Raw genomic sequence first — 13,528 nt, 5'->3', positions numbered from 1 at the left:
GTCGGCCGCTCGATCGAGATAGCGGTCAGGCCTCATCATTTCGGACGACTTCCCTATCAGGGTCGTGCGAAGTGAGCGCGGAGCGTGATGGGATGGCCGGGAACGGACACGACCGGAAGGAGGCCGTACCCATGTGGGCGAACGTGCGAGACAGGCCGCGCCTGCGTGACGTACTGATCGCCGTCGCCTTCTTCGTGCTGGGGATCGTGCTGTATGTCGCCGACCTGCCGCTGATCGGGTCCGACGTGCACGACATCGTCGACCTCCCACAGTGGACGGCCCTGGTGACCCTGACCGCCGCGTGCGTGATCCAGTCGTGGCGGTCGGCCAGACCGGGTACGGCGTTCGCGCTCTGCCTGGTCGTGGTCGGCGTCGATATGGTGGTGGCGCAATCGTTGTCGGTGTGGCTGGTGCTGTCCGACGTCGTCTACGCGGTCGCCCTCTACGCGCAGCGGCGGGTGGTCCATGCAATGTACGTGACGGTTGCCGCGGCCTCGGTGCTCGTGGTGGCGGCGGTACTCGCGCTCGACGGCGGTTGGCGTCTGGTTCTGCTCGTAGCACTGTGGCTGCTCGCGATCGTGGCGGCGCCGATCGGGTATGGCCGGGCTATCGCCGAACACCGACTCGCCGCCGAGAGTGAGCGCGCACGGTCCCGGGCGGTCGCCGAACTCGCCGCCCGTGAACGCATCGATGCGATCGGGGCCGAGCGGAGGCGGTTCGCACGCGATCTCCACGACATAGTCGCGGGCCACCTCTCCGGCATCGCACTGCAGTCTGCAGCGGCCTTGCGCGCCGGCCCCGACTCCTCTGTCACCGCAGACGTGCTCGCCTCGGTGCGGGCCAACAGTGTTGCCGCGCTCGGCGAGATGCGAACGATGATCGAGGTCCTGGGCGGTGCGACGTCCGAGGAGCGCGATGCCGACACCCACCGAACCGCATCCATGCGGCGAATCGACCGTTTGCTGACCACCGCCCGCACCGCCGGATCGCCGGTCACGGTGACCCCGGCCGAGATTTCCGATCTGCCACGGGCGGTGGATGTCTGCACCTACCGCATTCTCGCTGAAGCGCTGACCAACGCAACCAATCACGCACCGGCGCAACCTGTTCTGATCGGTGTCGATGTCAACGACTCAGCGGTGGTGCTGACCGTGCGCAATCCGCTCGGCAGCGCACGCCGCGAATCGCCGTCCCGGCAGCACACTCCTCACGGTCTGGTCAACATGGCCATCCGGGCGGAATCGGTGGGTGGGCACTGCACGGCTGCAGCCGATGGCGACGAATGGCTGGTCACCGCGGTGCTCCCGATGGCACGTGTTGCAGGTGTGGCGCAACCGGGGCCGAAGCGATGACGATACGAGTGGTCATTGCCGACGACCACGCCGCGATCCGCGCCGGGCTGGGTCTCCTGATCGGTCAGGTGGACGACATCGAGGTAATCGGTGAGGCCGTCGACGGTGACGAGGCTGTCGCGGCGGTCCGAAAACTGCAGCCCGACGTCGTGCTCATGGACATCCGCATGCCCGGCACCGACGGTATCGCGGCGACGGCAACGATCACCCGCGCGGGTGCTGCCCGAGTACTCGTCCTGACCGCGTTCGACCTCGACGACAACATCTTCGACGCGCTGCGCGCCGGCGCGGATGGCTACCTGCTGAAGACGGCCGAGAGCGACGCGATCGTCGACGCTATCCGTGCTGTGGCGCGCGGGGACGCGGTGCTCGCACCAGAGGTCACCCGACGGGTGATCGCGCGCTCTACTGCATCAGGGGTCGGCGGCTCCGAGGTCGGCGTGTCAGAGTGCGCGGTGGCGGGGCATGCCGCCCTGCACCTGCTCACCGACCGAGAACGCGAGGTGCTCGAGTGCATCGGTGACGGACAGTCGAACGCAGATATCGCGCGGACGCTGTTCATCAGCCAGACCACGGTCAAGACACACGTGTCGCACATCCTGACGAAACTCGACGTGCAGTCCCGGGTGCAAGCTGCCATCGTCACCCGAGAGTTGCGCCACTGACCGGGTCCCGGGCCAGACGACGTCGAAGCAGTGCGGCCGTGCGAGCGGTTCGACCAGCGGGCACCGCGACCTGGACACCAGTGCTCCCCCGGCTGGACTCGAACCGGCAACCGTCCGCTCAACAGTCACATGAGAACTATCTCGGTGCATCCAAGGGGCACTATCGATCTCCAGCATCAGACGCCCATCTGGACCGCTCATCGACGTAGGACACGCCATGGATACTCCTCAACCTCACCACTGCATCGGCACTGCCGGGTGGGCTTTGAGGTTGTGATACCCGGGTCCGGCAGAAATGCTGCGCGCGTACCACCTATTCAGAAGTGACACCCACACTTCCGGACGAACTGCGAATACCGTTTCCTGAGAGCAGGTTTCGACGTCGCGTCAAGTGCTCTGTCAGCCCGCTGGTCTCTTAGGGTCGCGGGTCCGCACTGATCGCGGCCATCAGCGCGAGGGTCCTCCTAGGCCCCACGGCGTCATGGCGAGGGGTAGCTACTGATCGAGATCACTGACCCCTCGGGCCCGGGTGCCACGCTGATGGATGCTCCGCTGCCGTCCTTCGTGACGGTGATGCTGGCCGCGAACCGAGACACCGTCTCCGACACGATGTCCCAACCACCGTCCTCGACCGCATCCGTGTAGAACTGCCCCACCTTCTCCACCGAGTCCGGCGAGGTGAGAACGAGCGAACCCGGCGCCTTGCTGACCTGGTTGGACGGCTCGTAGACCGGAAGGCCGCCGAAGGTGTCGGCACCCGAGTTGTCGTCATCCGCGGAACCACTGGGCGACGCGGTGTCATCGTCGGAGGTCGGAGAGGCGGTCTCAGCGCTCACCGCTCCGGTCGTCGCCGTGGACGTGTCCGACGACGAACTGTCGCTGCCACACCCCGCGGCGACGACGCCGATCGCGATCGCCGCCAGGGCGGAAACCAGTGTCCGCGTCCGTCGATTCATGTCGGGCTCCCCACGATTATCAGAACAGCCGAAGTCGCGACCATTCCGCGTCGGAATTCGGTCTCGCACCGCTTGGCTGGGCAAACGTAGCACACTCGTTATCATTCATCTCCACTTTCCGAGATCAAGTGCTGGGTGACCGGAATACGCAGTCACACAAAGCATTCCCCGGCACCAGCGCACTCCGCAGATCGGCCGACAGCTGATCAGCAGGGTGTCACAGCCTTGTCGCGGAATCTAGGCGGTGACGCGAAGATTGATCGCCCCGAGGTAGCCGCTACCGCCGGTATTGCACCATGCCGACCTGGCCACGTTCGCGGTCAACAAGGTCAACGTCCCCTCCGAGACGGCGAAGTTACGGCGCACTCAAGTCACGCACCTGCACAATCGTCTCGAGAACTTCATTGCAGACCACCCCGACTACGATCTCGTGAAGATGCGCGGGTCGGGCAGCGTCGCCATGCACACTGCCATCAAATCAAGTTCCGACACCGACATCGCCGCGTACGTACGCGCCGCCGCGGTCGGAGGTGTGAACGTCGACGAGACCAAGCTTCTGCAGTGGCTCCGCGACCGCTGCGCGGAGGTCTACGGCGCAACCAAGGGACGCCAGCGACTTCGAGATCTCGCTCCACGCGGGCAACCTGGCCCGCTCTACCCGGTCCGACAACCGGAACTCCTTACCCGGCGCGGACCAGTTCAAGACCAACGCCAACACCACCGACGCCAGTTCCTCTGCAAGCGGCAACCGCTGCATCGACGTCGGCACGCGGTGCACCCGACCACGAGCCCGGCACATCCACGAACGCGACACGAGGAACAGCCTCGACGTCGAAGCCCGCCTCCCCCAGCAATTGCTCGAGAGTCTCCAATGATGGTGCCTTCCGGCCGTTCTCGTACGCAGACGACGATGGACGCGACATATGTGCCCGCCGCGCAAGCTCACCTTGCGTCAGACCAACAGCACGACGCGCCCACTCGATAAGTGCACATGCCCAGCCACAAGCTCACACCTCCCGTGCCATGTATCCAATTGGATACTCCCCACGCGAGCGGTGTCCCGCCTGAAGAGGGGTTCCGGAGGTGGCGCACCAGCAGATGTCCGGCATCGATCCCGAGACCACAGTCGAACAACCAGTCTGCGCCTAGAGAGATGTACCAACGACACCGCCGGACGTCTGTCCCGAATACGTTCGTGAACTTCGACCGTCCGACTAGCAGGAACTACGGTCCGAACGTCGGTGGTCCCATGCAAACCCACCGGCGTGACAGAAAGCATCAAGACGTCGTGACAACTTGTGACAACCCGCAACAACCCGGCCTCGAAACGCAGAAAGACCCTCCAACCGCGCGATATGATCGCAGGTCAGAGGGCCTATCAGCGCTCCCCCGGCTGGACTCGAACCAGCAACCGTCCGATTAACAGTCGGAAGCTCTGCCAATTGAGCTACAGGGGATTACCTAGCGGCTCCGCACTCTCGTGCGGGCCGTGAGAAACAATAGCGCACACACCCATGGGAGTACCAAATCGCCCTGGTCGGGACGAGTCAGGCAGGATGGAGGTACGCCGTGATGTGTATTCAGGAGGACTTTGATGATTCGTTTGGTTCTGGCGGCCGGGGCCGCGTACGTTCTCGGAGCCAAAGCAGGCCGTGGGCGCTACGAGCAGATCCGCAAGACTGCTGCGGTGGTCGCAAGTAGCCCTGCGACGAAGAAAATTATCGAGGTGAGCAGGCAGAAGCTCTCTGATTCTTTGAACACGCAGCCGCGACTCGAACCGATGAAGCCCATCGACGACGAGACCCAGTTGTACATCCCTCAGGATCAACTCCGGAGGCGTTAGCCTGCGGCGGAGTCGTCCTCGACGTTGCCGATGGCCTGCTCGAGCAGGCTGCGTCGATACTGTTCGAGGGCGATGACATCGCCGAGCAGCGCGTAGTACTCGTCCGGGTTCTCCTGCGGCGACATGCGCTGCATCTTCGACTTGAGCTCGGCCACCTGCTCCCCCACCCACACCTCCTGCAGACGCGCGAGAACGCCGCCGATGTAGCGCGTGAGAGCGATCTCCGACACCGGAATGTGCTCGACGGCCAGTTCCATCACCAGAGACTTCACCACCGGCGTCTGAGCCTTCCTAGCGACGGCATCGACCCACTCACCTCCGCCGAGACCGGCAGCGGTACCGCCGGCAGCGATGACAGCTGCACTGACCGCCGCGTACGCGGCATGAGTGAACGTCTCCGGTGGCAACGAATCGAACACCGACCCCGCGATCGCCGGATTCTGCAGCGCGGACTTGAGCGCCTCCCGCTGCGGCCAGAGCGCCGGGTCCTTCGGGTGCGGCCGGGGCGGACCAGCGGGCACCTCGGTGCTCGGTGCCTGACGCTTCTCGAAGGGCACCCGCTTACCCTTCGTCTCGCCGCCCCCGCGGGCATTCTTCTTGGCCTCGTCGCGCACCCGGGCCAATACCATCGCGGTGTCGTCCCAACCGGTCCAACCGGCAAGTTGGCGAGCGTACTCGTCGCGCAGGGAGGTGTCCTTGATGCGTGCGACCACCGGGACCGTTCGACGGAGCGCCTCGACGCGCCCCTCGGGTGTGTCCAGATCATGTTCGCTCAGCAGCGATTTGACGACGAAGGCAAACATCGGGGTGCGCCGCGCCACCAGATCGCGCACGGAAGCATCACCGGATTTCTGACGCAGCTCGCACGGGTCCATACCCTCGGGCGCAATGGCCACGAAGGTTTGCCCGGCGATCTTCTGATCGCCCTCGAACGCCTTCATCGCCGCGGCCTGACCGGCGGCATCGCCGTCGAAGGTGTAGATCACTTCACCGCGAAAGTAACTGTCGTCCATCATCAATCGTCTCAGCATGGCCAGGTGGTCCTCGCCGAAGGCAGTACCACACGAAGCCACAGCCGTCTTGACACCGGACAGGTGCATCGCCATCACGTCGGTGTACCCCTCGACGATGACGGCCTGATGCGATTTCGCGATGTCCTTGCGCGCCATGTCGAGACCGAACAGCACCTGAGACTTCTTGTACAGCATGGTTTCCGGCGTGTTGATGTACTTGCCGGGCATGGTGTCGTCGTCGAACAGTTTGCGCGCGCCGAAGCCGATGACGTCGCCGCTCTGGCTTCGGATCGGCCACACGAGCCTGCGACGGAACCGATCGATGGGGGTGCCGCGCTTGCCGGGACTGGCGAGCCCGGCGTCGACGATCTCCTTCGATTCGAACCCGCGCCCCAGCAGGTGCTTGGTCAGGGTGTCCCAGCCGTCGGGCGCGTATCCGCAGCCATAGGCGAGCGCGGCTTGGCCGTCGAAGTTACGTTCGGTGAGATAGTCCCGCGCGGCTTGGGCGTCGGGACCGCTGAGCCTGCCCGCGTAGAACTCCTGCGCTGCCGCGTTCGCGGCGATCAACCTCGCTCGCGTCCCTCGATCACGTTGGACCGATGGCCCTCCGCCCTCGTAGGTGATCGAGTAGTTCAGCCTGTCCGCGAGTTGCTCGACGGCCTCGACGAAGGAGATGTGTTCGATCTTCTGCAGGAACGAGTAGGCATCACCGCCCTCGCCGCAGCCGAAGCAGTGGAAATGCCCATGGTTGGGACGCACATGGAACGACGGCGACTTCTCGTCGTGAAACGGGCACAGGCCCTTCATCGAGTCGCCGCCCGCGCGCTTGAGCGAGACGTAATCGCCCACCACGTCTTCGATCCGTGTGCGTTCACGAATGGCGGCTATGTCACGTTCAGGAATCCGGCCGGCCACACGGGGGAGTCTAGTCCTTCTCAGGAGTGGAACCGGAAGTGTCGATCAGCCCCAGCTGGCTTGAGCTCCCAGGCTGCGCTTGTCGATCAGTTCGAGCCTGCTCTCGGTGTACGAGGCGATCTGATCGACCACCACCCGGGTGCGTTCGGAGTCGCTGCCGGCGCGAGTGAAAGCGGGCACGAACACGGGGTCCAGCTCCCCCGGTGCCGAGCGCTGCAGCCACTGCGCAACCCGGTGAATGCGGTCCCGTTGCCGTTCCTGACGAATCTTGTGTCCGGCATCGGACATCACGTACCGCAGCGCCATCGTCTTGAGCAACGCCACCTCCGAGCCCACGATCGGCGGAATCACCAGATCAGCGTCGTACCTGGCCAGCGGATCCGTTCCCCACTTGCCCCGGGTGGCGTCGATGGCAGCGGTCGCGAATCTTCCGACCAGCTCACTCGTCAGGTGTTTGAGCGCCACCGAGGCTTCCAACGTGCCGTCGAATTGTCCTACGGCCTTGACCACGGGCATGAGGGACAGGCGGGTTGCTGCCTCGATGAGTTCGTTGGCATCGAGGTCCCGAAATTCCCGGACACCCAGCTCGGCGAGTTCGCGCTGATCGGCCGGATCGCCCAACGCCCGAAGATCGATCCGTGCGTCGATGACACCGTCTTCCACGTCGTGAACGGAATAGGCCACGTCGTCGGCCCAGTCCATCGATTGCGCTTCCAAGCATCTACGACGGTCGGGGGCGCCGTCGCGAACCCACTCGAGGAAGGGCGCATCGTCGTCGTACGCGCCGAACTTAGCCCCGGGCGCCGGCCGCAGCCACGGATACTTCGTCGCGGCGTCGAGGGAAGCCCGGGTCAGGTTGAGCCCCACACTGCGGCCGTCCCCGTCGAGAATCTTCGGTTCCAGGCCGGTCAGGATGCGCAGGTTCTGCGCGTTTCCCTCGAAACCACCGCAGTCGGCGGCAACCTCGTCGAGCGCCCGTTCGCCGTTGTGCCCGTACGGGGGATGCCCGATGTCGTGGGCGAGCCCGGCGAGATCGACGAGGTCTGGATCGGAGCCGATGCCCTCACCGATACTTCGGCCGATCTGCGCCACCTCGAGCGAATGCGTCAACCGCGTCCGTGGAGTGTCCCCGTCGCGCGGCCCGGTGACCTGGGTCTTGTCGGCAAGTCTGCGCAGCGCGGCGCTGTGCAGAACGCGCGCGCGATCGCGGGCGAAGGCGCTGCGGTGCGAGGCGTTCTCCCGGCCACCGTTCTCTCGCACGCTGTTGATTCCGGCTGTCTTGGACGGTTCGAGAACGAATCGCTCGACATCGTGTTCGGTGTAGTCGCTCATGGTCACTGACCTGCCGTGTACGCGAAGTCCGCGGTGAAGTGTGTCAGCTGGTACCAGAGCAGTGCACCGGTCTCACGGGCTATTCCGTGCGCCTGAGATTCACGGGTGTAGACCGCGGGCCCGGTTCGAGTCGGCGCCGTCCACGCATCGAGCCCGGCATCTCGCGCCATCGTTCGCGTGCGCAGCGAATGCCATGGGTCGCTCACCAGAACCACCGAGGACAGCCCGCGTGCGAGAAGCAACTCGCTCACCGCCTCGATGCTCTCCAAGGTGTCCGAACCTTGCTCGACAGCGACGATGTCCTCGGCCGGCACGCCCTGCTCGATCAGATAGTTCCGCCCGGATGCCGCCTCGGTGTACAGGTCACCTTCCTGCTTGCCGCCCACCGTGACCACCTCGGGGGCAACCCCCTGCTCGTACAGCGAGGCAGCCTGCGACAGCCTTGCCTCGAAGACCGTCGAGGGTGTCCCCGAGTACTGCGCCGCGCCGAGGACGACGATGGCATCGGCCGGGGAATAGTCGTCGATGCGCGCCACCTGCCACACCCGAACTGCTGTGCCGCCCACGACGATCAGCGCCATCAGCACGACCCCCGCGACGAGACGGACGGTCCATCGACCGAGCGTGCCGAAGAAGCCGAGCCGCTCCGGCTCGTGCTCGGTGTCCCCATGGGCCTCCCCGTATGGGTCGCCGTAGGGATCGCGGTCGAGAGTCGAGTTCACCCCCCAAGTTTGCCAGCCGCGCGCGACGGCGGGCATTGGGGCGCGCTCGAGCGCGGATCTGCGCCGTCCGAGAGCTGTGCGTGGTTGCACACAAGTTGCCTCGACAGGGCTGCTTGTGACCCCAGGACGCGACTTGTGTGCAGTCAGGACACATCGCCGCACCCTGCCTGCCGGTAGATTCAGTATTCATGGCAGTCGAACACGCACAGCCCGGATCCATTCACCCCCCGTTTCGGCGCCTTCTGGCATCGATCGCTCTCGGCTCGCTACTCGGGTTCGCAGTGCTCCTGGGTGCTGCGGGAACGGCGTCGGCCGAGCCACCGTCTCGCTTGGCAACGGAGATCACCGACACCGTGCAGGCCCTCGACGCGGGTGGCCGCGCGGACGTCGAAGCGTCGATCGACGACCTGTACGACAGCAGCCAGCTTCGGTTGTGGGTGACCTATGTTGCCGACTTCGACGGGATGTCCTCCGAGCAGTGGGCAGAGAGCACTGCCGGGGCGAGTGACTTCGGGCCTCGCGACGTGCTCCTCGCGGTGGCGACGGTGGATCGGGCGTACTACCTCGGCGTCAACACCTCACTGTCCCAGGTCTCCGCGAGCGAGCAGGAGAACATTCGAGTCAACGACGTCGAACCCGCTCTGCGCGAGGAGGATTGGTCCGGCGCAGCCATCGCCGCTGCCGTCGCCCTCGAAGAGGCCTACTCCTCCAGCGGTGGCGGTTCCTCGGCTCCTCTGTTGATCGGAGTCGGTGCGCTCGCAGTGGCCGGCGGCGGTGCCGTTCTCTACTCCTCCAGGCGAAAGAAAGCACGTATCGCCGCAGAGGTCGACGCGGTGGCCAAGATCGACCCGAGCGATCCGGTGGCACTGGCCAGCTTCCCCAACGACGTACTCGATACCCGCGCCAAGGAGATACTCGTCGAGACCGACAATGCGGTGCGTGCCAGCGCCGAGGAGCTCACGCTCGCGCGAGACGAGTTCGGCGATTCCGCGGCTGCACCGTTCATCACGGCGTACGACAACGCCAAGAAGGCGCTGGCATCGGCCTTCGAGATTCGGCAGCGTCTCGACGACGCGATCCCGGAGACTCCTGATCAGCAGCGCGCAATGCTCATCGAGATCATCACCTCGTGTGGACAGGCAGACCGCGAACTCGATTCGCGCGTCGAAGAATTCGAGAGCCTGCGAGATCTGGTCGTCAACGCCGATGCACACCTCGACGAGCTGACCAGGGCCGTCGTGGAACTCAACGTGCGTATTCCTCAGTCCGCGGACACGCTCACCGAGCTGGAGTCCGAGTTCGCGGCAGCTGTGCTTCATTCGATCGCGGAGAACGTTTCCATGGCACGTGAAAGCCTGGAACTTGCCGAGGAGAACATCGCGGCCGGACGCAAGGCCGCCGCCCTCCCTCCAGGTAAGCAGGGCCCGGCCGTCGCGACGATCCGCACCGCGGAACGAGCCGTCGAGCAGGCGAAGGCGCTGCTGGATGGAGTCGATCATGCACGCGACGACATCCGGCACGCGATCGCCACCCTCCCCGAGGCGATCGCGGACGTGCGCCGCGACATCGAGGAGGCGCGTTCCCTCGCCGAGCACGGCGGCGCCGAACTCGAAGCCGCCAAGAACGCCGCCATAGCAGCAATGAAGAACGCCGAAGCGGCACAGAAATCCGACCCTCTCGGCAGCTACAACGAGCTCGCCGCCGCGGATGCGGAACTCGAGCGGGTCATGGCCGACGCCTCCGCAGACAAAGTCGCGGAGGACCGGTTGCTTGCACGCCTGGCCCGTGACATCGCTGCGGCTCAGGCTCAGATCACCGCAGCCGCGGACTACATTTCGACGCGACGCGGCGGAGTGGGGGCGCAGGCTCGAACGCGTCTCGCCGAGGCCGAGCGTCATCTCGCGGCTGCGCTGCAGCTCGAGGACGAGAACTCCGACGAGGCGCTCAAGCATGCCCACGCGGCGGCGCAGCTGGCCACGCGTGCAACGCAGCTCGCCCAGGCCGACGTCCGAGATTGGGAGGACCGTCACCGCCCGCGCGGCGGCAGTGGCGGCGGGAACATCGCGGGGGCCGTGCTCGGTGGAATCCTCATCAACAGCGTCCTCCGCGGCGGCGGCAGCAGCGGTGGCGGCTTCGGTGGCGGAGGATTCAGCGGCGGCTTCGGTGGCGGCGGCGGAGGATTCGGCGGAGGCGGAGGTTTCGGAGGCGGAGGGGGCCGGTTCTGACCCACTGCCCCGTGTGTGCATGGTTACGTTCGGCGGTAACCATGCACACACGGGCAGGTGTGAAGGTCAGGCGCCGAGCAGCCTGGTCGCGAGGTAACCCTCGACCTGATCGAGCGCGACGCGCTCCTGCGCCATGCTGTCGCGCTCACGGATCGTGACGGCCTGGTCGTCGAGGGTGTCGAAGTCGACCGTGATGCAGAACGGGGTGCCGATCTCGTCCTGGCGACGGTATCGGCGGCCGATGGCTCCGGCGTCGTCGAATTCGACGTTCCAGTACTGCCGCAGCTGCTGCGCGAGATCCTTGGCCTTCGGTGTCAGATCGGCGTTGCGCGAGAGTGGCAGCACGGCCACCTTCACCGGCGCAAGTCGACGGTCCAGCTTGAGTACGACGCGCTTGTCCACGCCACCCTTGGCATTCGGTGCCTCGTCCTCGGTGTACGCGTCGACGAGGAACGCCATGAGCGAGCGCGTGAGACCGGCAGCGGGCTCGATGACATACGGGGTGTAGCGGGTGTCGGTGGCCTGCTCGTAGTAGCTCAGGTCCTGGCCCGACGCCTTGGAGTGCACCGTGAGGTCGTAATCGGTGCGGTTGGCGACGCCTTCGAGCTCGCCCCACTCGCTGCCCTGGAACCGGAAGCGGTATTCGATGTCGACGGTCCGCTTGGAGTAGTGCGAGAGCTTCTCCGGCGCGTGCTCGTAGAGCCGCAGGTTCTCGGGATCGATACCGAGATCGGTGTACCACTTCATCCGGTAGTCGATCCAGTACTGGTGCCACTCGTCGTCCTCGCCGGGCTTGACGAAGAATTCCATCTCCATCTGCTCGAACTCACGGGTGCGGAAGATGAAGTTTCCGGGGGTGATCTCGTTGCGGAAGCTCTTGCCGATCTGACCGATGCCGAACGGCGGCTTCTTGCGCGAGGTGGTCAGGACGTTGGCGAAGTTGACGAAGATGCCCTGCGCTGTCTCGGGCCGCAGGTAATGCAGGCCCTCCTCGTTGTCCACCGGTCCGAGGAAGGTCTTGAGCAGCCCGGAGAAAGCGCGGGGCTCGGTCCACTGGCCCGGATCACCGGTTTCGGGATCGCGGATATCGGCCAGGCCGTTCTCGGGCGGGCGACCGTGCTTTTCCTCGTACGCCTCGATGAGGTGATCGGCGCGGTAGCGCTTGTGCGTGATGAGCGATTCGACGAGCGGGTCACTGAAGGTTTCGACGTGGCCCGAGGCCTCCCACACCTGGCGCGGGAGGATGACCGAGGAGTCGAGTCCGACGGTGTCCTCGCGGGTGGTGACCATGTTGCGCCACCACTGCTTCTTGATGTTCTCCTTGAGTTCGACGCCCAGCGGGCCGTAGTCCCAGGCCGACTTGGTACCGCCGTAGATCTCGCCGCAGGGGTACACGAGCCCTCGACGCTTGGCGAGGTTGGCGACGGTTTCGACTTTGGACTTGGGTGCCACTGGCGGAGCTCTCCATCTGGTGTTTTGTTCGAGGACAGGTGCGGGCAGATGCCACCGGTAGCCTATCGGGCGCGGCCCGTTTCTCCGAACACCCTCCGCTCGGTTGACATGCACAGCCATGCATATCAAAATGGAAGTGGTTTGCATTAACAGTCGCTGGACTACTGTGGGGCAGGCACCGAGCGCCGAATCGAAGGAGAACTCTGTGGCAATTTTGGAGACAGACCCTTCCCCTGTCGGCGAGGACACTCACGACAGTCACACCCTGTCCAGCGACTCCGAACACGCACGTGATCCGTTCGTGTCGGCACCGCCCGCTCCCGTTCCGCCCAAGGAAACTCTCACCGCCGCCGGTGACATCCTGCGCGCGCTCGCTGCCCCGGTTCGCATCGCGATAGTGCTTCAGCTTCGCGAATCCGAACGCTGCGTGCACGAGCTGGTGGGCGCGCTCGGCGTCACCCAGCCGCTGATCAGCCAGCATCTTCGGGTGCTCAAGTCAGCGGGGGTCGTCCAGGGCGAGCGCAACGGCCGGGAAGTTCTGTACCGCCTCGTCGACGATCATCTCGCTCACATCGTCATCGACGCGGTCGCCCACGCAGAGGAAGGCTGAAGTCAGTGCCCGAGAAGTCGTCGACCGAAACCACCAGATCTCGCAAGCCCGTCGCCGTCGGCGTTCGTGCGACCAAGCAGCGCAGCGCGATCTCCGATCTGCTCGACGACATCGAGGAGTTCCGCTCCGCACAGGATCTGCACGACGAGTTGCGCAAACGTGGTGAGGGCATCGGCCTGACCACCGTCTACCGCACCCTGCAGACCCTCGCCGACGCAGGCACCGTCGACGTCCTACGCATCGATACCGGCGAGTCCGTCTACCGGCGTTGCTCGACCGGCCACCACCATCACCTGGTGTGTCGAGACTGCGGCTACACCGTCGAGGTCGAGGGCCCGACGGTCGAGCAGTGGTCACAGAGCGTCGCCGAGGAAAACAAGTTCACCGACGTCAGCCACACCATCGAAATCTTCGGCACCTGCAGCGAGTGCAAGACAGACTGA

Annotated in this window: 14 protein-coding genes and 1 tRNA gene; 6 read left to right on the top strand and 9 right to left on the bottom strand. The window is 65.2% G+C overall.

The genetic code is table 11. The annotated features are described in order from the left end of the window. Positions 1–131: 131 nt before the first annotated feature. Positions 132–1,352 carry a sensor histidine kinase gene (locus tag J1M86_RS02010; RefSeq protein ID WP_206508603.1) on the top strand — a complete coding sequence of 407 codons (1,221 nt, stop codon included), beginning with the start codon at positions 132–134 and terminating at the stop codon, positions 1,350–1,352. Beyond that, entirely contained in the window at positions 1,349–2,017 is a 669-nt protein-coding gene (locus tag J1M86_RS02005; protein WP_206508602.1) for a response regulator transcription factor, read from the top strand. Before J1M86_RS02010 ends, J1M86_RS02005 begins: the two co-directional genes overlap by 4 nt. 479 nt (positions 2,018–2,496) lie before the next feature. Here the strand turns inward: J1M86_RS02005 and J1M86_RS02000 are convergent, their stop codons facing one another. From J1M86_RS02000 to J1M86_RS01985, 5 genes are all read right to left on the bottom strand, one after another. Next, on the bottom strand, positions 2,497–2,973 hold the full coding sequence (locus tag J1M86_RS02000) for a hypothetical protein (protein WP_206508601.1): 477 nt from the start codon (positions 2,971–2,973) through the stop codon (positions 2,497–2,499). Between the two features lie 237 nt (positions 2,974–3,210). Further along, a complete protein-coding gene (locus tag J1M86_RS26670) occupies positions 3,211–3,339 on the bottom strand; it encodes a hypothetical protein (RefSeq protein ID WP_274611647.1) in 129 nt (42 codons plus the stop codon). Positions 3,340–3,451: 112 nt separating this feature from the next. Beyond that, a complete protein-coding gene (locus J1M86_RS01995; protein ID WP_158050726.1) occupies positions 3,452–3,742 on the bottom strand; it encodes a hypothetical protein in 291 nt (96 codons plus the stop codon). Then, positions 3,654–3,956 (bottom strand): helix-turn-helix transcriptional regulator, encoded by a 303-nt coding sequence (locus J1M86_RS26965; protein WP_206508672.1) that lies wholly within the window; start codon positions 3,954–3,956, stop codon positions 3,654–3,656. The genes J1M86_RS01995 and J1M86_RS26965 overlap by 89 nt, the downstream gene beginning before the upstream one ends. A gap of 401 nt (positions 3,957–4,357) precedes the next feature. Next, positions 4,358–4,430 (bottom strand) — tRNA-Asn (locus J1M86_RS01985). A gap of 137 nt (positions 4,431–4,567) precedes the next feature. Between J1M86_RS01985 and J1M86_RS01980 the strand changes: the two genes are divergently transcribed. Continuing rightward, positions 4,568–4,816 (top strand): hypothetical protein, encoded by a 249-nt coding sequence (locus tag J1M86_RS01980; protein WP_075840426.1) that lies wholly within the window; start codon positions 4,568–4,570, stop codon positions 4,814–4,816. Here the strand turns inward: J1M86_RS01980 and dnaG are convergent. From dnaG to J1M86_RS01965, 3 genes are read right to left on the bottom strand one after another with little or no spacing between them, the layout of a single operon-like run. Next, positions 4,813–6,744 (bottom strand): DNA primase, encoded by a 1,932-nt coding sequence (dnaG, locus tag J1M86_RS01975; RefSeq protein ID WP_206508600.1) that lies wholly within the window; start codon positions 6,742–6,744, stop codon positions 4,813–4,815. The two genes, J1M86_RS01980 and dnaG, sit on opposite strands and share 4 nt — an antisense overlap. A 45-nt stretch (positions 6,745–6,789) precedes the next feature. Further along, positions 6,790–8,076, bottom strand: coding sequence for a deoxyguanosinetriphosphate triphosphohydrolase (locus J1M86_RS01970; RefSeq protein WP_206508599.1), 1,287 nt, complete (start codon positions 8,074–8,076; stop codon positions 6,790–6,792). Between the two features lie 2 nt (positions 8,077–8,078). Beyond that, positions 8,079–8,798 (bottom strand): YdcF family protein, encoded by a 720-nt coding sequence (locus J1M86_RS01965; protein ID WP_230555635.1) that lies wholly within the window; start codon positions 8,796–8,798, stop codon positions 8,079–8,081. Positions 8,799–8,986: 188 nt separating this feature from the next. Here J1M86_RS01965 and J1M86_RS26665 point away from each other — a divergent pair, with 188 nt between their 5' ends. Then, the gene (locus J1M86_RS26665; RefSeq protein ID WP_206508598.1) at positions 8,987–11,023 is read left to right on the top strand and encodes a TPM domain-containing protein; all 2,037 of its coding nucleotides are present in this window, start codon (positions 8,987–8,989) and stop codon (positions 11,021–11,023) included. Positions 11,024–11,089: 66 nt separating this feature from the next. Here the strand turns inward: J1M86_RS26665 and J1M86_RS01955 are convergent, their stop codons facing one another. Beyond that, positions 11,090–12,475 (bottom strand): glycine--tRNA ligase, encoded by a 1,386-nt coding sequence (locus J1M86_RS01955; RefSeq protein WP_075840425.1) that lies wholly within the window; start codon positions 12,473–12,475, stop codon positions 11,090–11,092. A gap of 265 nt (positions 12,476–12,740) precedes the next feature. Here J1M86_RS01955 and J1M86_RS01950 point away from each other — a divergent pair, with 265 nt between their 5' ends. Beyond that, entirely contained in the window at positions 12,741–13,085 is a 345-nt protein-coding gene (locus J1M86_RS01950; RefSeq protein ID WP_075840666.1) for a metalloregulator ArsR/SmtB family transcription factor, read from the top strand. Between the two features lie 5 nt (positions 13,086–13,090). Further along, positions 13,091–13,528, top strand: a complete 438-nt coding sequence (locus J1M86_RS01945; protein ID WP_206508597.1) for a Fur family transcriptional regulator — start codon at positions 13,091–13,093, stop codon at positions 13,526–13,528.

The organism is Rhodococcus sp. KRD197 (genome assembly GCF_017168235.1).
Lineage (GTDB): Bacteria > Actinomycetota > Actinomycetes > Mycobacteriales > Mycobacteriaceae > Rhodococcoides.
The sequence above is the reverse complement of the archived record's forward strand: the minus strand, read 5'-3'. Positions and strand labels throughout refer to the sequence as shown.